A 16,549-nucleotide genomic window follows, 5' to 3' on the forward strand; every position below is an offset into this window, starting at 1 on the left:
CATAAAGAAGTCCACCTGGTGACATCCTCTCTACGAGGAACACCAGGTGGACTTTTATGATCCTAGAAGGAGCTTAAACGAGAAGCTCAGCAATCTGGATGGTGTTCAGCGCTGCGCCCTTGCGCAGGTTATCGCCGGCAACAACCAGGACGAGGCCCTTATTGTCATCGGTGGACTGGTCTTGACGGACACGTCCGACCAGAACATCATCAATGCCAGTTGCCTCAAGTGGAGTTGGAACATCCACGACCTTGACGCCAGCAGCACCATTGAGCGCTTCCAGAGCCTGCTCAGGGGTGATAGCAGAATCAAATTCAGCGTGGATGGTCATGGTGTGGCCGGAGAAAACTGGGATGCGAACGCACGTGCCAGCAACCTTCAGCTCAGGCAATTCCAGAATCTTGCGGGATTCATTGCGTAGCTTTTGTTCTTCATCAGTTTCGCCGGAGCCATCATCAACAATGTTGCCTGCTAGTGGCAGCGCGTTGTACGCGATGGGCGCAACATAAGGCGCAACGTCATCAGTCTGCAATGCCGAGCCATCACGCGCCAAGTCAACATTGTGCTCACCAATAGACGCAACCTGTTTAGCCAAGGCCTCCACACCAGCAACGCCGGAACCAGATACTGCCTGGTAGGAAGAAACGTGCAAACGGTTCAAGCCAGCGAGGTTAGACAACACCTTAAGTACTGGCATCGCAGCCATGGTGGTGCAATTAGGGTTTGCAATAATGCCCTTAGCTGGGTTTTTCGCCGCATGTGGGTTGACCTCAGCAACGACCAGAGGAACCTCTGGATCCTTGCGGTATGCGGAGGAGTTGTCCACTACGGTAGCACCCGCAGCCGCGAAGACTGGAGACCATTCTTTGGAGGTAGAACCGCCCGCGGAAAAGAGCGCGATGTCTACATCCTTCACGGATTCTTCAGTGACCTGGGTGAGGTCTTCAACAACAATCTTCTCACCACGGAATTCCAACTCGGTTCCTGCAGAACGTGGTGATGCAAAGAAGCGCACCTTATCGGCTGGGAAGTTGCGCTGCTCCAAGAGATCGCGCATAACCTGGCCAACCTGTCCGGTGGCGCCAACTACTGCCAAAGTGGTCATGTAATTTCCTGTTCTCAATCTAGCTATGGATGCGTAAAGGCTTGTGGACTAGCGTCCTGTGCCTGCGTAAACGTTTGCTTCTTCTTCGCCGCCCAGCTGGAACTTTTCATGCAAAGCCTGTGCGGAACGGTCCAGGTCAGCTTCGCGGACCAGGACGGAGATACGAATCTCGGAAGTAGAAATCAGCTCCATGTTGACGTCTACATCACGCAGCGCCTCGGTGAAGTCCGCAGTAACGCCTGGGTGTGACTTCATGCCGGCGCCGACGAGGGAAACCTTGCCCACCTGGTCATCGTAAAGCACATTGCCCCAGCTGAAGTCTTCCTTCATCTTGGACAAAATTTCCATCGCGCGAGGACCATCAGCGCGTGGGCACGTAAAGGTGATATCAGTCTTGCCATCCTCCAGGGAGGATACGTTCTGCAAAACCATGTCAATGTTGATCTCTGCATCAGCAACAGCGCGGAAGACCTTAGCTGCCTCACCCGGCTTATCTGGGATGCCCAGCACGGTGACCTTAGCTTCGGTCTTATCAGTTGCTACACCAGTAAGTACTGCTTCTTCCATGGGAATATCCTCCATTGAACCGGCAATCAGGGTGCCGGCATCATTGCTATATGACGAACGAACTCGAAGTGGAACATTAAAGGCACGCGCGTATTCCACACTGCGCAGGACCAAAATCTTGGAACCAACGGCAGCTAGCTCCAGCATTTCTTCAAAAGATAGCTTCTCCAGCTTGCGCGCATTAGGCACGATGCGTGGGTCGGCGGTGTACACACCGTCAACATCGGAGTAAATCTCACACACATCAGCATTCAACGCTGCCGCCAGAGCCACCGCCGTGGTGTCAGAGCCGCCGCGACCCAACGTGGTGACATCGCGGGTGTCCTTATTGACGCCCTGAAAACCAGCGACGATACAAATCCGACCCTTATCCAAGGCTTCCTGCAAACGGCCCGGGGTGACATCCACAATGCGGGCATTGCCGTGGCGCTCGGTGGTTAAAACGCCAGCTTGGGAGCCCGTGAAAGACTGCGCGGTGGCACCAAGAGATTCCACGGCCATCGCAACCAGTGCGTTAGAGATACGCTCACCAGCGGTCAGCAGCATATCCATCTCACGCTGTGGTGGAACTGGGTTCACCTGCGCGGCCAAATCCAGCAGCTCATCTGTGGTATCACCCATGGCTGAGCAGACAACAACAACGTCATTGCCGGCTTTCTTCGTCGCCACAATTCGCTCAGCTACCGCGCGAATACGTTCGGCTGACTCCAGGGAGGAGCCTCCATACTTTTGAACGATGAGGGCCACGTCTAATTGCCACCTTCCGCCTAATGCTCAAATTTTTTCAGTGTGAACATTACGTGGTTTCCGCCGCAGCTGCGGACTTCTTTTCATTCACCTACTACCTAGATGCCCAAAGACGTCCCAGCATCGCGAAACCACATAATTTCTATCAATCAGTAGTCAAATTCCCATCGTACAGGTTTCACCCTGGCGAACATAGTTTGATACCGAGATTTTGAGACACTTTTCCCATTGATTGAAACACCATGCGGGAAGCTTGCTGGAAGCTGTTTAAGCATTGCTTGCCGATGTGATGAATCCACTATATCCAGCATTTCCAGTGCATCAGGTTTTTCACTACGGTATATGACGTGCTTTCAAATCTTCTCGCAATCGCATTTGCCCTGGCGTCGGCATTTGTCATTGCTTGGGGAACCGTGGTTCGTCAAAGAATTGCGGAGCAAGCCGAACATTCTGTCATGCGCGCGGCTGTCACCAACCCCTTGTGGTGGATTGGCACGTTCAGCGCCGTCGTGGCTTATGGGCTGCAACTCATTGCGCTCGGATTTGGCACTCTGCTTATTGTTCAGCCCATCTTGGTGCTGTCTTTAATGTTTACGCTGCCGCTCGCCGCCTGGTACCAGGGTCGCCGTATGTCTGCGGAAGAACTCACTTGGTCCGGCCTGCTCACGGTCTCCGTGGGCATCATCTTGGTGTTTGGGCGCCCAACCGGTGGTATCGAATCCCCACCACTCGATAGGTGGGTTCCTGCCTTTAGCGTCGGGATTGCCGCGATGGCATTTTTTGCCCTGTTGGCTTTACGCAACCGCACCCAACGAGCCCTGTTGCTGGGCATTGTCTGCGGCATCCTCTATGGATTTGTCGCAGTACTATCCAAGGCCGTCGTGGATACCTTCATGGCAGACGGCCTCAATGGGCTTATGACCTCCTGGCCGCTTTATGCCCTGGTTATTAGCGCTGGTTCAGGCACGGTGCTGCAGCAATACGCTTTCCACGCTGGTCCGCTGAAACATTCTTTACCGGCGATGAAGATTATCGAGCCACTCATTGCTTTTACCCTCGGCTATGTGGTACTCAGCGAACAATTCCAGGTTCGTTCCATCTTCGGCTGGACAGTGATGGCGCTAGCCGTAGCGATGATGATTCTGGCAACCATCGTGCTTTCACAAAAGCCAATGAGCACCCTACCTCGCGTGACATCATCTACCTCGCCGCGCGGCAAAGCAGATGTGATTTCTTAAATCGTCGGCTAAATCTCCCCTTAGACCACCCATTAGATTGCCCAAGGAAAGACCGCGAGCATATAAGCGGAGAACCAACTGCCAAATAGCGCCCAGCACGTCAATAGCAGCCACGCAACCCATTTCGGCAGCAGTCGCAGCGCCCCCAAAGCCCAAGGGATGAAAAGGATTGCGGCAGGCAACATCAACCGGGGACGCGAATGCATCACGCCATCCGACAATAAAATATTGGCGCTCAATGCCAGGGAGAATAGCCAGGTGGCCACATCAACGCGCCGCCACGCGAGAATCAACGCGAAAGGTACGCCCACAATCACCAGTGTGGATAACAAATATCCAGCAGTCTCAGTGCTGGTCAGCGTGGTGATAATCCAGTGCAGCGTCGCTGCCCCAAAATCAAAACCCGTATTCCAATGCTTTTCTTGAGTACCGAAATAGCCACCGACGTGTTCCAAGTGCCCTGAGGCCCAGATCAAATAGCCCAGCAATGGCAATGGGGAAAGAACCAATCCAATCCAGGCCTTGAGATTCTTTCGCGCATAAATTAGCACCATTACGCCGAAGACCGCGACCATCGCAATCGCAGTTATTCTCACGAAGGACAGGGCGAAGATAATCCCCGCCGCCACCAACCACCGGCGGTCAATCAACGCAACCAATGCCCACACAACGAGCGCGCCAAAAAGCGCCTCGGTATAGGCCATATTGAACACAATCGACATGGGCGCCGTAGTCACCACGATGGCACCGGCACTTTGACCAGCGAGGCCATAACCCCAGCGCGATACCAACGCCATGACACCAGCAGCTAAGAAAACGGTTGCCGCCAAATTAAATAAGATGCCCGCAAGCGCATAATCTATGCCGGTAACCACATGAATGACGCGGATAATCATGGGAAATGCCGGGAAGAATGCGAGCCGGATTTCTTGCGCCGGATCTTCGCCAATCGTGCCGGAGAAGTAGCCTTCCTGCGCGATATCGACGTAGTGCGCGGCATCCCATTTATTCAGCAATCCCCAGAGATTGTCTTCATTAACTATTGCCAAAACGCCCAGCATAATCAGCCGCAGCAGTGTGCCTAAAAAGACAATCCCCACCGCAATAACCCAAGCAAACGCGCTGAGATTAAACCTTCGTGGAGCAGCATCTTCCTCACGCACACCCGGCCACTTATGTAGACCTAGCACCTTGATTAAAGAAGATTCAGAGCCACTTCCCTCACCGTCAGTCGCCTGCACCGAGCTTTCTACCGCAACACCAACAGCATCAGCATCTTCGGAAGCGCTCGGGCGCGGTTCATTCGGCATCGGGCTCTTACTCATAGTGCTAAATCGTATCTTGCCCCCACCACAGCCTGTTCTTCCCGCCACGCCGGATTTGATGACCAGACTCTTTTACCAGCGCACGGAATAGCGATCCCGCAGTATGAAACACCCCTGGAGCAAGTCTTTGGGGGTATTGCTGAAATTATCTATGCCCAGGGTCACTAGGTGCGCTATGGTTGACCATATGACTTACCGGGCACGGCAACTCCTTCTATGCCGCGGCGGGTTCCAGTAGTCGTTTAAAGTACGACCGGCGCCCCGTCGCGGAGTTTGTTCTGCCGGTCGTACGACCCGGACACCTCAGATGTTGATGTGGGAAAAGCTCACCAACTCCCCCACGCACATTGCGCCCCACACTCTTAGACTTGTACTACGTCGGAAACACCGACTTGTAGCAGTATCGGCGCGATCAATCATCTGGCCTACATAGAAGGAAGTTTCAAACCCATGTCTCCTAAAGATTCATTCATCTCAGCTCCGCGCGAAATCACTACCCCATCCGGTCCTCGCCGCGAAGGCCAGCCAGCATGGAATAAGCAACGCGGCTCGTCCATGCCGGTAGACCGCTACCTGACCTTTGCGCAGGAAGTTGAAGATATCTCACTGCCTGACCGCACTTGGCCAGAAAAGAAGATTGAAGTTGCCCCACAGTGGTGTGCAGTTGACCTGCGTGACGGCAACCAAGCTCTGATCGACCCTATGTCCCCAGCGCGTAAGCACCGCATGTTCGAGCTGCTGGTCAAGATGGGATACAAGGAGATTGAGGTTGGTTTCCCATCCGCATCCCAGACTGACTTCAACTTCGTGCGTGAAATCATTGAGCAAGATCTGATCCCAGAAGATGTCACCATTCAGGTCTTGGTTCAGGCTCGTGAGCACCTGATTCGCCGCACCTTCGAGGCTTGTGAGGGCGCCAAGAACGTTATTGTTCACTTCTACAATTCCACGTCCAAGCTGCAACGCCGCGTGGTCTTCCGTAAGGACAAGCCAGCCATCAAGAAGCTGGCTACCGATGCCGCTGAGCTGATCAAGTCCATCGCTGTGGACTACCCAAACACTAACTGGCGTTGGCAATACTCCCCTGAGTCCTTCACCGGCACCGAGCTGGATTTTGCTGTTGACGTATGCAACTCCGTGGTGGACATCATGGAGGCAACTCCAGAAGAACCAATGATCATCAACCTGCCTTCCACGGTGGAAATGATCTCACCAAACGTTTACGCGGACTCCATTGAGTGGATGCACCGCAACTTCACCAAGCGTGATTCCATCATCCTGTCGCTGCACCCACACAATGACCGCGGTGAAGGCGTCGCTGCAGCAGAGCTGGGCTACATGGCTGGCGCCGACCGTATCGAAGGCTGCCTGTTTGGCAACGGTGAGCGCACCGGCAACGTCGACCTGATCACCTTGGGTCTGAACATGCTGACCCAGGGCGTGGACCCACAGATTGATTTCACGGATATCGCATCTATTCGCTCCACCGTTGAATACTGCAACCAGCTGCGCGTTCCGGAGCGCCACCCATATGGCGGCGACTTGGTCTTCACGGCTTTCTCTGGCTCCCACCAGGACGCCATCAACAAGGGCATGGATGCACTGGCGGATTCTGTTCGCCCAGGTGCCACCAACACCGATGTCACCTATGAAGAACTGCGCGAAACCACGTGGGAGGTTCCTTACCTGCCTATCGATCCAAAGGATATTGGCCGCGACTACGAAGCCGTTATCCGCGTGAACTCTCAGTCCGGTAAGGGCGGCGTCGCGTACATCATGAAGACCGACCACGGCATCAAGATGCCACGCGCTATGCAGCCAGAGTTCTCCACCATCGTTCAGGAAATTACTGATGCAGAGGGCGGCGAGGTCAATTCCAAGCAGATGTGGGATGTCTTCAACCAGGAATACTTGGAGCGCACCACTCCGCTGGAGGTCACCGCATTCGAAATCGATAATGCCGATAGCGATGACAAGGACGCATCAGTCAACGCGACTGTTATTTATAACGGTAAGGAATCTCAGATTTCCGGCAACGGCAACGGCCCAATCGCCGCTTACGCGAATGCGCTGGAGCAGCTGGACATTGACTTGGAAGTTCTGGAGTACAGCCAGCACGCACGTAGCGCTGGCGATGATGCTGAGGCAGCCTGCTACATCGGCGCTGACATCAATGGTCTGAAGATGTGGGGTGTTGGTATCGCCGGCTCCACCACGCGCGCTTCCCTGCGCGCTATGACCTCTGCTGTCAACCGTGCGCTGAGCTAAGCCAGCCCCTCCTCTAAGTCCGAATACTTCACCTCCTTGGCCAACGTGAGAAGTTTCCGTGTCAAAGCATGGGCGAACGCTTCTTAGCCAAGGTGGTGAACTACACTAAATGCGATGAGTAGCACGCCCAATAAACCACGCCCTGGTCGCCACATGGTGACTAGGTCTCGTCGTGCTGCCGCCGCAGAAAAAGCTGCTGAGCACGCCGAAGCAACCGAATCCTCCCAAGATTCTGCAGTAGAGCGAACTGCGGCCCCGAAGCCGTCCCCGCATGCAAAGCCGGGTGCCCAAGAAAACAGGCAAGCGAACGCGCACACCAACGCGCAGTCGAACACACAAACAAACGCGGAACCGCACAACCAGCACAAGAACCGCCAGCCCAGTGAGGCTGAACTCGCACGCCGCGAAGCAGTAGCGAAATTTCCTTTCGTTGCGGTCTCCCTGGGTGCTTCTGGAATCCATCCAGCGACCTCACGCCTGATTACTTTCGATGCGGTCACTTATAACGCTGAAGGCGAGATTGGTGAAACCACCCATATCGTCTTTAGCCCGGATTCCGATCCTGGCCCCAAGCACCAGCACGGTCTCACCCATGAAGAAGTTGCTGCGGGCGTGCCTTTTTCTAAGGCGTTGAAGCGGGTGGACAGGATCCTTGATGGCCGCACACTCATCATTCATGATGCGACAGTGACATGGGGTTTCATCGTCTCTGAGGCACGCAGTGCGATGATTGCTGCAGCACGTCAGAACCGTTCCAGCAACCGTAATAACCGCAGTCGTGCCCGCCGCATCAAGGTAGGTCATATCCCACGGCCAGTGGGAATCATCGATACCCTCGCAACGGCACGCCGCCAAGAACTAGTCTTTCAAGACGTACGCTTGGCGTCAGTTGCCATTGCTTCCGGTATCGCCGCCACCCCGCCGTTGGCCAGCGTGGAACGCGCCCAGATTCCAGCGGCGGACACCGCTCGCGCGGAGACCACGTTGCTGTGGCAACTCCACCAGGAGCAGGCACGACGGGGCGACGTAGTTGAGTTGGACCCGCAAGAGCTACGCGCCGATAAATTCGGTCTGCAGCGCTCCCACATTCGTGTGGATGCCATGGAAGCACCTCGCATGCACCATAACCCGGGCCAGTACCGCCCAGGCAAAGAATTGGTGCGCGGCATGGAATTCGTGGTTGCCCCGGAGGTTGCCATCGATCCAGACGTCCTCATTGAGGCCGCCGTGCGCGAGGAAATGAATTACGTGGAGAAGCTCTCCCGTGAGACCTCCATTGTGGTGTGCAATGTGACTACCGACCTCGTTGGTAAAGCCATGCACGCGGATCGCAAGGATATCCCGCTCATGGGGGATGAGGCGTTTTTGGCTGCGCTGGAACGCATCGAAGAACCCGGCCCAGAGCCCGTCGTGGAACAAAAGCCGACCGCTGCTCCGCGCCCACAACAACGCCGTAATCCAGCCAGCGGTTCCGCACCACGCCGTGACAGCGCTTCAGCAACCCATGCTCCAGGTGGGTCTAAGAGCGCAACCAACCGCGGTGCTGGTGCTAAAGCCGCAGCTGCCGGCAAGGCAGGTTCACATGCTGGTGGGGCATCACACGTGGAAGGCGATGACCCTACGAACCGTCCACAGCGGAAGTCTTCTCGCAAGCGCAGGCGTCGCCGCAAACCGAATGCGAACCCAGCCCAGAAGCAGCAGGGCCAGAATCAGAACCAGCCACACGGCCAGAGCCAAAGTCAGGGACAGAATAAACCTGCCCCAGCGCAGAAATCCGGCTCGCAGTCTGCTGGTGCAGGCGCTTCCACTCAGCAAGGCACCGGCCAGCAATCAAATAAAGGCAACGAGCAATCCGGCAATAAGCCTTCAGGTCGTAGGCGTCGGCGTGGCGGGCGCGGTGGACGCAACCGCAACCGTGGTGGACAGGGCACTAAGAGTTGCAACGGTGGCAGCACCAACCGCACCTCCGATTCCCAGAACAATGGCGGAAACCAGGGCGGCAACGCGCAAGCCAAGTAAATTTCTGTCCCGCCGCGTGGGGAGCAATCTAACGTTGCGGGTGAAATTCCGACTAGCCTAGAACCATGAGTTTTCAACTGCCGCGACAATTTAAAAAGTTACGTGCTCATACAGCCGTCACTGCTGCTCGTTTAGCTACCTACGCATCCCGTGCAACAGGTCGCGGTGCCGGAGGAATGATTGGCGGCCTCATTGCACGCGCTATTGATCCTTCCATCATGACCCAGCTTGCGGGTGAGCGCCCGGCAGTGATTGTGACCGGCACGAATGGTAAATCCACTACCACGCGCATGCTGGCGGCAGCTATGCGCACCAACTATTCCATTGCCACTAATGATGGCGGCGACAACATGGACGCGGGCATCGTATCTGCGCTGATGGCAGGTAAAGAGGCCTCCCACATCGTTTTGGAGGTCGATGAGCTGCACGTGCCACACGTCGCACAGGGAATGAATACGCAGGCGTTGGTCTTGCTGAATCTCTCCCGTGACCAGCTGGACCGTGTTGGCGAAATCAATAAGATTGAGCGCGCATTGCGCTCCGCCGTCACTGATAACCCAGACATGCTGGTCATCGCCAATTGTGATGATGTACTGATGACATCGGTTGCTTATGACGCAAAGAACGTCGTGTGGGTATCAGCTGGTGCGGGCTGGTTGGGCGACTCGGTGAGCTGTCCTCGCACCGGCGGGCACATCGTGCGCACGGAAGATGACTGGTACGCCGTGAAAAAGCTTGCCGATGGCCGCGAGTTCCGCCGCCCCGATCCCACCTGGTCAGTTGATGATAAAGGCATATTGACCCCTTATGGTGAGCAAGAATTGAACTTGGCGCTGCCGGGCCGGGCTAATCGTGGCAACGCAGCCCAGGCTATTGCCGCTGCAGTAGAAACCTTCCAGGTAGATATCAATGATGCTACGCATGCGGCTGAACAGGTCACTGACGTGGCGGGACGCTATTCCACCATTCAGAGCGGCAACCATGAGATTCGCTTGCTTCTGGCAAAGAATCCAGCGGGTTGGCAAGAGGCGCTGTCCATGATTGACCGCACCGCTGATGGCCTGGTGATTGCTACTAATGGCCAGGTAGCTGATGGCGTGGATATGTCTTGGCTGTGGGATGTAAAGTTCGAAGACTTTGAGGAGCTCTCCGTCAAAGCAGCCGGTGAACGCGGCACGGACTTGGCGGTGCGTCTGGTCTATGCAGATATCACGCATGAGCTCATCCCAGACCCCGTTAAAGCGATTGATGCGTGCCCACCGGGACGGGTAGAAGTGTTGGCCAATTACACCGCATTCCGCGATTTAAAGAAGGCCCTCGAGCGCGAAGCAAAGGATTCTTAAATGACTATTGAGCTCAATATCGGTCTCATCCTGCCGGATGTCCTTGGCACCTATGGCGATGATGGCAACTCCCTGGTCTTGCGCCAACGTGCACGGCTGCGCGGTTGGAATGCCGAATTCCACCCCATTCGCTTAGGCGAAGCCATCCCCAAATCTATGGATTTATACACCCTGGGTGGCGGCGAAGATACCGCACAGATTCTCGCAGCTGAGAATCTGCTCAAGCACACCGGGCTTATCCGGGCTGCGGAAGCAGGACGTCCGATTTTTGCGGTCTGTGCAGGTCTGCAGGTGCTGGGCGAGTCTTTCCGCGCATCCGGCAAAGTCGTGGATGGCCTGGGGCTTATCGATGCCACCACCTCTCCCCTGGCCAACCGCGCCATCGGGGAAGTTATCACCACTCCAACGGGTGCGGGATTCACCGCAGGTCTGACTGAACAGCTGAGTGGCTTTGAGAACCACCTAGGTGCCACCATCTTGGGTCCATCGGCGCAACCTTTGGGTACGGTTACTAAGGGCACCGGTAATTCGGATGATTCAGCCACCGCTGACTTACCCGATCGTGATGCGCAGCGCCGCAGCGAAGGCGCTGTCCAAGGCAGTGTTATCGCTACCTACATGCACGGCCCGGCACTCGCACGTAACCCACAATTAGCGGATCTCCTATTGGCCAAGGCCACCGATCAGAGCCTCGAGGACCTCGAGCCTTTGGATCTTCCAGCGATTGAGCAATTGCGGGCAGAGCGCTTGCGCGCCTAGCGAAAGTTTTACTAGTAACCTGCAAAGAATGAGTATGCGTTCTTCAGGTGGGCCGCGCGGGGCGCGCGTGTCCAAGGCTGATCATGAAGCTCAACGGGAAATTAACCGGCAGGCTCCCAAGATTAAGAACTTAGGCTCGCGCATATTTGCCCTATTCCGGCCTTATCGCCTGCAGATTATTTTTCTGATTTTTCTCGTCCTGCTCTCAGCAGGCTTAGGGATTGTCCCGCCGCTGATTACGCAGCGCGTATTTGATGATGGTCTCTTCCCTGAGTCCGGCGGGCCAAATATGCCCGTGCTGCTGCGGCTGGTCGGGCTGATGCTGGCGATTTTCATCATCACCCAAGTCATCAGCGTGGTGCAGACCTATTACACCTCACGCATCGGAAACCGCGTGATGGGTGATCTGCGCATCAAGTTATTTGCGCACCTGCAGTCGATGGAATTGGCATTTTTCACCCGCACGAAAACTGGTGTCATCCAGTCCCGACTGCAAAATGACGTGGGTGGCGTAGCCGGAGTACTCTCCAATACGGTCTCTTCCGTGGTGGGCAATACCGTCACGGTGATTTCAGCGTTCATCGCCATGGTTCTGCTGAGTTGGCAACTGACCATCATCGCCTTCATTGTGTTGCCCTTCTTAGTGTGGGGCCAGCGCAGAGTAGGACAGGTACGCGCCAGGATAGCTGGCCAGACCCAAGAATCTCTATCTGAGATGTCCGCGATTACGCAGGAAACGCTCTCTGTATCAGGCGTGTTATTGGCTAAGACCTACTCGCGGCAATCTTCGGAGATTGAGCGTTATGCGGAAGAAAACGCACACCAAATTAGCTTGCAGATCCGCCAAGCAATGAGCGGTCAGCTCTTCTTTGGCGTCGTCAATATTTTCATGTCAGCGGTGCCTGCCATCGTGTACTTGGCTTCTGGTTGGTTGCTGTCTTCCGGTAATAACGGCGGTTTTGCTTTCGGCGAAGCCGGTATTACAGCTGGTACTATCGTCGCGTTTACCACAGTGCAATCCCGCTTGCTCTTTCCAATGATGGGACTCATGCGCATAGCGCTGGACCTGCAAACGTCATCCGCGCTTTTTGCCCGCATCTTCGAATACCTCGATTTAGAACCCTCCATCGTCGATTCCCCGAATGCCAAGAGTCCCTCTGATGAACCCGGTCAAGCAGGGCACATCCAATTCGATAATGTCAGCTTCTCTTATGCGGATGCCTCCCCAGATTCCCGCCCTACTTTGGATGGGGTGAGCTTTGATATTCAACCGGGCTCATTCGTAGCATTCGTGGGCGCATCCGGTTCGGGCAAAACCACCATCGGAAACCTCGTGCCCAGGTTATACGATGCCACCTCGGGCACCGTTTACTACGCCGGCGATGACGTCAAAGACTTGAAGCAAGAAAAGCTGATGGAACACATCGGTGTGGTCACCCAAGAGCCTTATCTCTTCCACGCCTCCATCAAGGATAATCTACGCTATGGTTGGCCCGATGCTACTCAGGAAGACATTGAGCACGCTGCCCGCCTAGCCAATATTCATGAAACCATCATGAGCTTTGAACAAGGCTATGACACAGTAGTCGGTGAGCGTGGATACCGACTTTCTGGTGGTGAGAAACAGCGCATCGCGATTGCCCGTGTGCTGCTGAAGAATCCACGGGTCTTGGTTCTCGATGAAGCCACCAGTGCTTTGGATACCGTCAATGAGCGCGCCGTGCAGCATGCCCTGGATACGGCTGCCGAAGGCCGCACCACAATTGCGATTGCGCACCGGCTGTCCACGATTGAAGGCGCCGATCGCATCTACGTCGTTGACCGTGGGCGCATCATTGAAGAAGGCACCCACGCCGAACTACTTGCTACTGCTGGCGCCTACGCGCAACTTTATTCGCAGCAATCCGACTAGAACTGCAAGTGCGCTTGAAGCTCCCCTGCTATCTTTTCAAGGCGATGTTGGGCTGTCAGGTTGGCATCGGCAAGCTCTGTCTTTGATGCATTGTGTGCCATCGGAATGACAACTTCGAGGTAGCACTTAAGCTTGGGTTCGGTGCCCGATGGCCGACAAATCACGCGGTCATTGTTGGCGGTGATGCAGTACATGCCATCGGTTGCGCCAATGCCCAGCTCATCTTTGCTCAGGTCAATGGTTTCGGTGATGGCCGCTCCCGCGAACTGCGTTGGCGGATTCTCACGCAAGCGCTGCATAAACCACGGCACAGATACCGATGATAACGCCGGCGAGCGATGCCTGCAGTCTAGCCGTGTTGGGATCAATGCTTAAGCCTTCAGCCATCGGCCCGGTCATGGTCTTGAAACCATTATCGATGATCAGACAAAAGACGAAAGAAAAGAGCAGAACTGGGACAGCTGCCTTCGGATTTAATCCAGTAGTGGATGAAGATGTACTTCTACTCATGAGAGTTCAGGGCATTTCCTTAGACTGCGGCAAGCGGAAGGGCGATTTCCATCATTGCGGTAAACGCATTCTGGCGTTCTTCAGCAGTGGTTTTCTCGCCTGTAATAATGTTGTCTGAAGCAGTGAAGATTCCGAGCGCTTCCACACCTGCATGAGCAGCGGTTGCATAAAGTGCCGCGGATTCCATCTCGACGCCGAGCACACCCATGGCCGACCAACGCCTATTCACGGTGTCGTCGGCATTGTAGAAGATATCTGAGGACAGAATATTGCCCACGTGGACGGGAACATTTTGGCGTTCTGCTTCATCCACCGCTGCCTTTAGCAGCTTCCATGACGCGGTCGGCGCGTAGGTCCCTGGCAGGTGGTACTGGGACAAGAAATTCGAGTCAGTTGAAGCTGATGCACCAATGACAACGTCATAGAGGTTGACGTCTTCTTGCAATGCACCGCACGACCCCACGCGGATGACCTTCTTGACATTGAAGAAATGGATCAGCTCATAGGAGTAAATACCGATGGAAGGAATTCCCATGCCTGAACCCATGACCGATACTTCGGTGCTCTGGAAAGTACCGGTATAGCCAAACATGTTACGGACGGAATTGAATTGCACCACGTTATCCAAGTAGGTATCTGCGATGAATTTGGCACGCAAAGGATCACCGGGCATGAGCACGGTCTCTGTAATCGGATTATCATTCGGGTTGATGTGCGGAGTGGACTGACCAGCCATTATTGAAGGCTCCTAACGCGAATGTTGTCACTAATGTGAGCCGAGCATAACAGCAAATAGTATGTTATGTAGCTCTCACAATAAGCCCGCCCAGGACCTTTGCCAATGGTGCATGTTACATATGTTCCGTCCCGTGGTTACGTTAGTTCCACCCAAGGTATAGAGCTCCCTGCTTTATCGCCCCAAGCTAGGATCGACCCCACGGGCGTCCTCACGAAGAACCCGCTGTGCGGTTTCAATGTCAATGACCAAATGCGTAGCCAAGCCCATACGCAGTGCTACCGTGATTGCCTGAACTTTGGACTCACCACCCGCAACCAATAGTCGAGCAGGACGGGAGCGCAACTCCTCTAGCTGGATCGCAACCGTGCGCTCATCAATCTCTTTCACCGCAACATCGCCGTTGACATCATAAAACCGGGAGCAGGCATCACCAATGGCTCGCGCCATCAGCTTCTTGCTTTCCTCTTGCCCCATAAGCCCAAGGTTCATCACTAGGTTCTCTGGCGAGACATCACCGACAGTAAAAAGCGCAACGTCTACATTTGCGCCTTCATCAAGCATCTCTTTAATGTGGCGATCTTGGGTGACAATTTCAAAGGCCTGCTTATTGTCCAAAATGACCGGCAAGGGAAGTAGGGACACCTCAGCATTGAGAGCCCGAGCCATTCGGGTGAGCGTCACCATATCACTGGTGGAACGCGAGGAATGGGCGTGTCCACCTTTGAGCTGCACCACCTTCATCCCAGAAAGGTCCAGCTTACGCATGTGTTCTGACACCGAGAGCATCGTCGTTCCCCACGATAGTCCGACACTCATGCCATCTTGCAGCATATCCTCCAACAAGGCGGCACCTACATTGCCCAGCTCCGAAAGCAACTCATCCTTAGTCTCCCCCACTGGGCGAACAACACGGACAGTTTTCAAGCCGAAGGCAAGACGCATTTGCTCAACGACTTCATCGGAGCTTTCTCGCGGATCATTAATAGAAATGGTGACAAAACCTTGTTCGCGGGCATAAGCCAAAAGCTTTGACACCGTGGGGCGCGAGACTCCAAGTTGGGCTGCGACCTCCGCCTGGCTCAGGGATGACACATAGTACAACTTGGCTGCATCAAGCGCTTGAGCATCCCTGTTATCCAACATAACTCCATTATGGCGCAACTTGCGCTACCCATACCGGGATTAGGCAACGCTTACCCATGATTACCGGGATATATCGGTTGAATCTATACGGATAAACGCCCCTGCAGCGCACGGGAAAGCGTGAGCTCATCAACAAATTCTAGGTCTCCGCCCAAAGGCATACCGGATGCCAACCGGGTGATCTTCAGGTTAGGAAAATCACGTAATAACCGCACCAAATAGGCAGCGGTTGCTTCGCCTTCAGTATTGGGGTCGGTCGCCAAAATGACCTCAGTAATATCCGGCGAGTCATCATAGAGTGGATTGTCCTTGGTGGAATCCGCCAGTTCCCTATCGGGCAGCACCCCACCTATGCGCTGCAGCAGCTGCGAAATATTCAAATCCTTCGGACCAACATTGGCCAAAGGATCGAGCGCGCCGCCCAATACGTGGTAGCGACCTTCATACTCACCGGTGCGTTCAATGACCTGGATATCTTTAGGCTCTTCGACCACGCAAATGGTTCCGCGATCACGCTGGGAATTCACGCAAATGCGGCACACGGTTTCGCGTGAAATATTGCAGCAAATACGGCAGAAGGTCACGCCATCGCGCACCGCTGAAAGCGCATTGGTGAGTCGGTCGATATCTTCGGGATCCATGTGAAGGACATGAAAGGCAATTCTTTGCGCGCTTTTAGGACCCACTCCGGGAAGTCGCGACAGCTCATCAATGAGGTCTTGCAACGGTCCTTCAAACACGCTTAATTACGTCCCTTCATGTAAAATTCCAGCGATGCCGAAACGACATCTTCTATAGGTTAAAACATCTAAAAGACCGCGTACGTTTCACTATTGCAAAACGCACACGGTCAGTTTAAGTGGAAACTAGTTCA

General features: G+C 54.7%; 13 protein-coding genes and 1 pseudogene. 6 read left to right on the forward strand and 8 right to left on the reverse strand.

The features are described from left to right. Window positions 1-73: 73 nt before the first annotated feature. Both ACG98I_RS12370 and ACG98I_RS12375 read right to left on the reverse strand, forming a co-directional pair. Complete coding sequence (locus tag ACG98I_RS12370; protein WP_394720904.1) at window positions 74-1,105, reverse strand: aspartate-semialdehyde dehydrogenase; 1,032 nt, start codon at window positions 1,103-1,105, stop codon at window positions 74-76. Window positions 1,106-1,153: 48 nt separating this feature from the next. Continuing rightward, window positions 1,154-2,419 carry an aspartate kinase gene (locus ACG98I_RS12375; protein ID WP_394720903.1) on the reverse strand — a complete coding sequence of 422 codons (1,266 nt, stop codon included), beginning with the start codon at window positions 2,417-2,419 and terminating at the stop codon, window positions 1,154-1,156. A 347-nt stretch (window positions 2,420-2,766) separates the two neighbouring features. On the opposite strand from ACG98I_RS12375, the gene ACG98I_RS12380 reads away from it, so the two are divergent. Next, window positions 2,767-3,657: a DMT family transporter gene (locus ACG98I_RS12380; RefSeq protein WP_394720902.1), complete on the forward strand. Its 891-nt coding sequence runs from the start codon at window positions 2,767-2,769 to the stop codon at window positions 3,655-3,657. Window positions 3,658-3,689: 32 nt separating this feature from the next. Here the strand turns inward: ACG98I_RS12380 and ACG98I_RS12385 are convergent, their stop codons facing one another. Next, window positions 3,690-4,982: a hypothetical protein gene (locus ACG98I_RS12385; RefSeq protein ID WP_394720901.1), complete on the reverse strand. Its 1,293-nt coding sequence runs from the start codon at window positions 4,980-4,982 to the stop codon at window positions 3,690-3,692. Window positions 4,983-5,432: 450 nt separating this feature from the next. Between ACG98I_RS12385 and leuA the strand changes: the two genes are divergently transcribed. The 5 genes from leuA to ACG98I_RS12410 all read left to right on the forward strand — a co-directional run bounded on the left by leuA (window position 5,433) and on the right by ACG98I_RS12410 (window position 13,283). Then, window positions 5,433-7,250, forward strand: coding sequence for a 2-isopropylmalate synthase (gene leuA / locus ACG98I_RS12390; protein ID WP_394720900.1), 1,818 nt, complete (start codon window positions 5,433-5,435; stop codon window positions 7,248-7,250). A 114-nt stretch (window positions 7,251-7,364) separates the two neighbouring features. Continuing rightward, on the forward strand, window positions 7,365-9,269 hold the full coding sequence (locus ACG98I_RS12395; protein WP_394720899.1) for a DNA polymerase III subunit epsilon: 1,905 nt from the start codon (window positions 7,365-7,367) through the stop codon (window positions 9,267-9,269). 65 nt (window positions 9,270-9,334) lie between these two features. Continuing rightward, entirely contained in the window at window positions 9,335-10,612 is a 1,278-nt protein-coding gene (locus ACG98I_RS12400; protein WP_394720898.1) for a MurT ligase domain-containing protein, read from the forward strand. Then, the gene (locus tag ACG98I_RS12405) at window positions 10,613-11,371 is read left to right on the forward strand and encodes a type 1 glutamine amidotransferase (RefSeq protein ID WP_394720897.1); all 759 of its coding nucleotides are present in this window, start codon (window positions 10,613-10,615) and stop codon (window positions 11,369-11,371) included. It begins immediately after the preceding gene. A gap of 28 nt (window positions 11,372-11,399) precedes the next feature. Continuing rightward, window positions 11,400-13,283: an ABC transporter ATP-binding protein gene (locus ACG98I_RS12410; RefSeq protein ID WP_394720896.1), complete on the forward strand. Its 1,884-nt coding sequence runs from the start codon at window positions 11,400-11,402 to the stop codon at window positions 13,281-13,283. Here the strand turns inward: ACG98I_RS12410 and ACG98I_RS12415 are convergent. From ACG98I_RS12415 to recR, 5 genes and pseudogenes are all read right to left on the reverse strand, one after another. Then, complete coding sequence (locus ACG98I_RS12415) at window positions 13,280-13,582, reverse strand: hypothetical protein (protein WP_394732578.1); 303 nt, start codon at window positions 13,580-13,582, stop codon at window positions 13,280-13,282. The genes ACG98I_RS12410 and ACG98I_RS12415 overlap by 4 nt on opposite strands. Next, window positions 13,569-13,793 (reverse strand): annotated as a pseudogene (locus ACG98I_RS12420) (MFS transporter); the annotation flags it as partial. The pseudogene ACG98I_RS12420 and the gene ACG98I_RS12415, both read right to left, overlap by 14 nt. Window positions 13,794-13,812: 19 nt before the next feature. Beyond that, window positions 13,813-14,529 (reverse strand): purine-nucleoside phosphorylase, encoded by a 717-nt coding sequence (deoD, locus tag ACG98I_RS12425; RefSeq protein WP_394720895.1) that lies wholly within the window; start codon window positions 14,527-14,529, stop codon window positions 13,813-13,815. 174 nt (window positions 14,530-14,703) lie between these two features. Then, window positions 14,704-15,675: a sugar-binding transcriptional regulator gene (locus tag ACG98I_RS12430; RefSeq protein WP_394720894.1), complete on the reverse strand. Its 972-nt coding sequence runs from the start codon at window positions 15,673-15,675 to the stop codon at window positions 14,704-14,706. A gap of 83 nt (window positions 15,676-15,758) precedes the next feature. After that, a complete protein-coding gene (recR, locus tag ACG98I_RS12435) occupies window positions 15,759-16,415 on the reverse strand; it encodes a recombination mediator RecR (RefSeq protein ID WP_394720893.1) in 657 nt (218 codons plus the stop codon). Window positions 16,416-16,549 lie beyond the last annotated feature (134 nt).

Source organism: Corynebacterium sp. L4757, from assembly GCF_043673995.1.
Lineage (GTDB): Bacteria > Actinomycetota > Actinomycetes > Mycobacteriales > Mycobacteriaceae > Corynebacterium.

What these genes read in the sequence shown, in the direction of transcription:
- ACG98I_RS12430 (WP_394720894.1), bottom strand. Translation starts at nt 15,675, where the DNA reads ATGTTGGATAACAGGGATGCTCAAGCGCTTGATGCAGCCAAGTTGTAC.
- ACG98I_RS12415 (WP_394732578.1), bottom strand. Translation starts at nt 13,582, where the DNA reads ATGCAGCGCTTGCGTGAGAATCCGCCAACGCAGTTCGCGGGAGCGGCC.
- ACG98I_RS12410 (WP_394720896.1), top strand. Translation starts at nt 11,400, where the DNA reads ATGAGTATGCGTTCTTCAGGTGGGCCGCGCGGGGCGCGCGTGTCCAAG.
- ACG98I_RS12370 (WP_394720904.1), bottom strand. Translation starts at nt 1,105, where the DNA reads ATGACCACTTTGGCAGTAGTTGGCGCCACCGGACAGGTTGGCCAGGTT.
- ACG98I_RS12405 (WP_394720897.1), top strand. Translation starts at nt 10,613, where the DNA reads ATGACTATTGAGCTCAATATCGGTCTCATCCTGCCGGATGTCCTTGGC.
- ACG98I_RS12385 (WP_394720901.1), bottom strand. Translation starts at nt 4,982, where the DNA reads ATGAGTAAGAGCCCGATGCCGAATGAACCGCGCCCGAGCGCTTCCGAA.
- deoD (WP_394720895.1), bottom strand. Translation starts at nt 14,529, where the DNA reads ATGGCTGGTCAGTCCACTCCGCACATCAACCCGAATGATAATCCGATT.
- ACG98I_RS12395 (WP_394720899.1), top strand. Translation starts at nt 7,365, where the DNA reads ATGAGTAGCACGCCCAATAAACCACGCCCTGGTCGCCACATGGTGACT.
- ACG98I_RS12400 (WP_394720898.1), top strand. Translation starts at nt 9,335, where the DNA reads ATGAGTTTTCAACTGCCGCGACAATTTAAAAAGTTACGTGCTCATACA.
- leuA (WP_394720900.1), top strand. Translation starts at nt 5,433, where the DNA reads ATGTCTCCTAAAGATTCATTCATCTCAGCTCCGCGCGAAATCACTACC.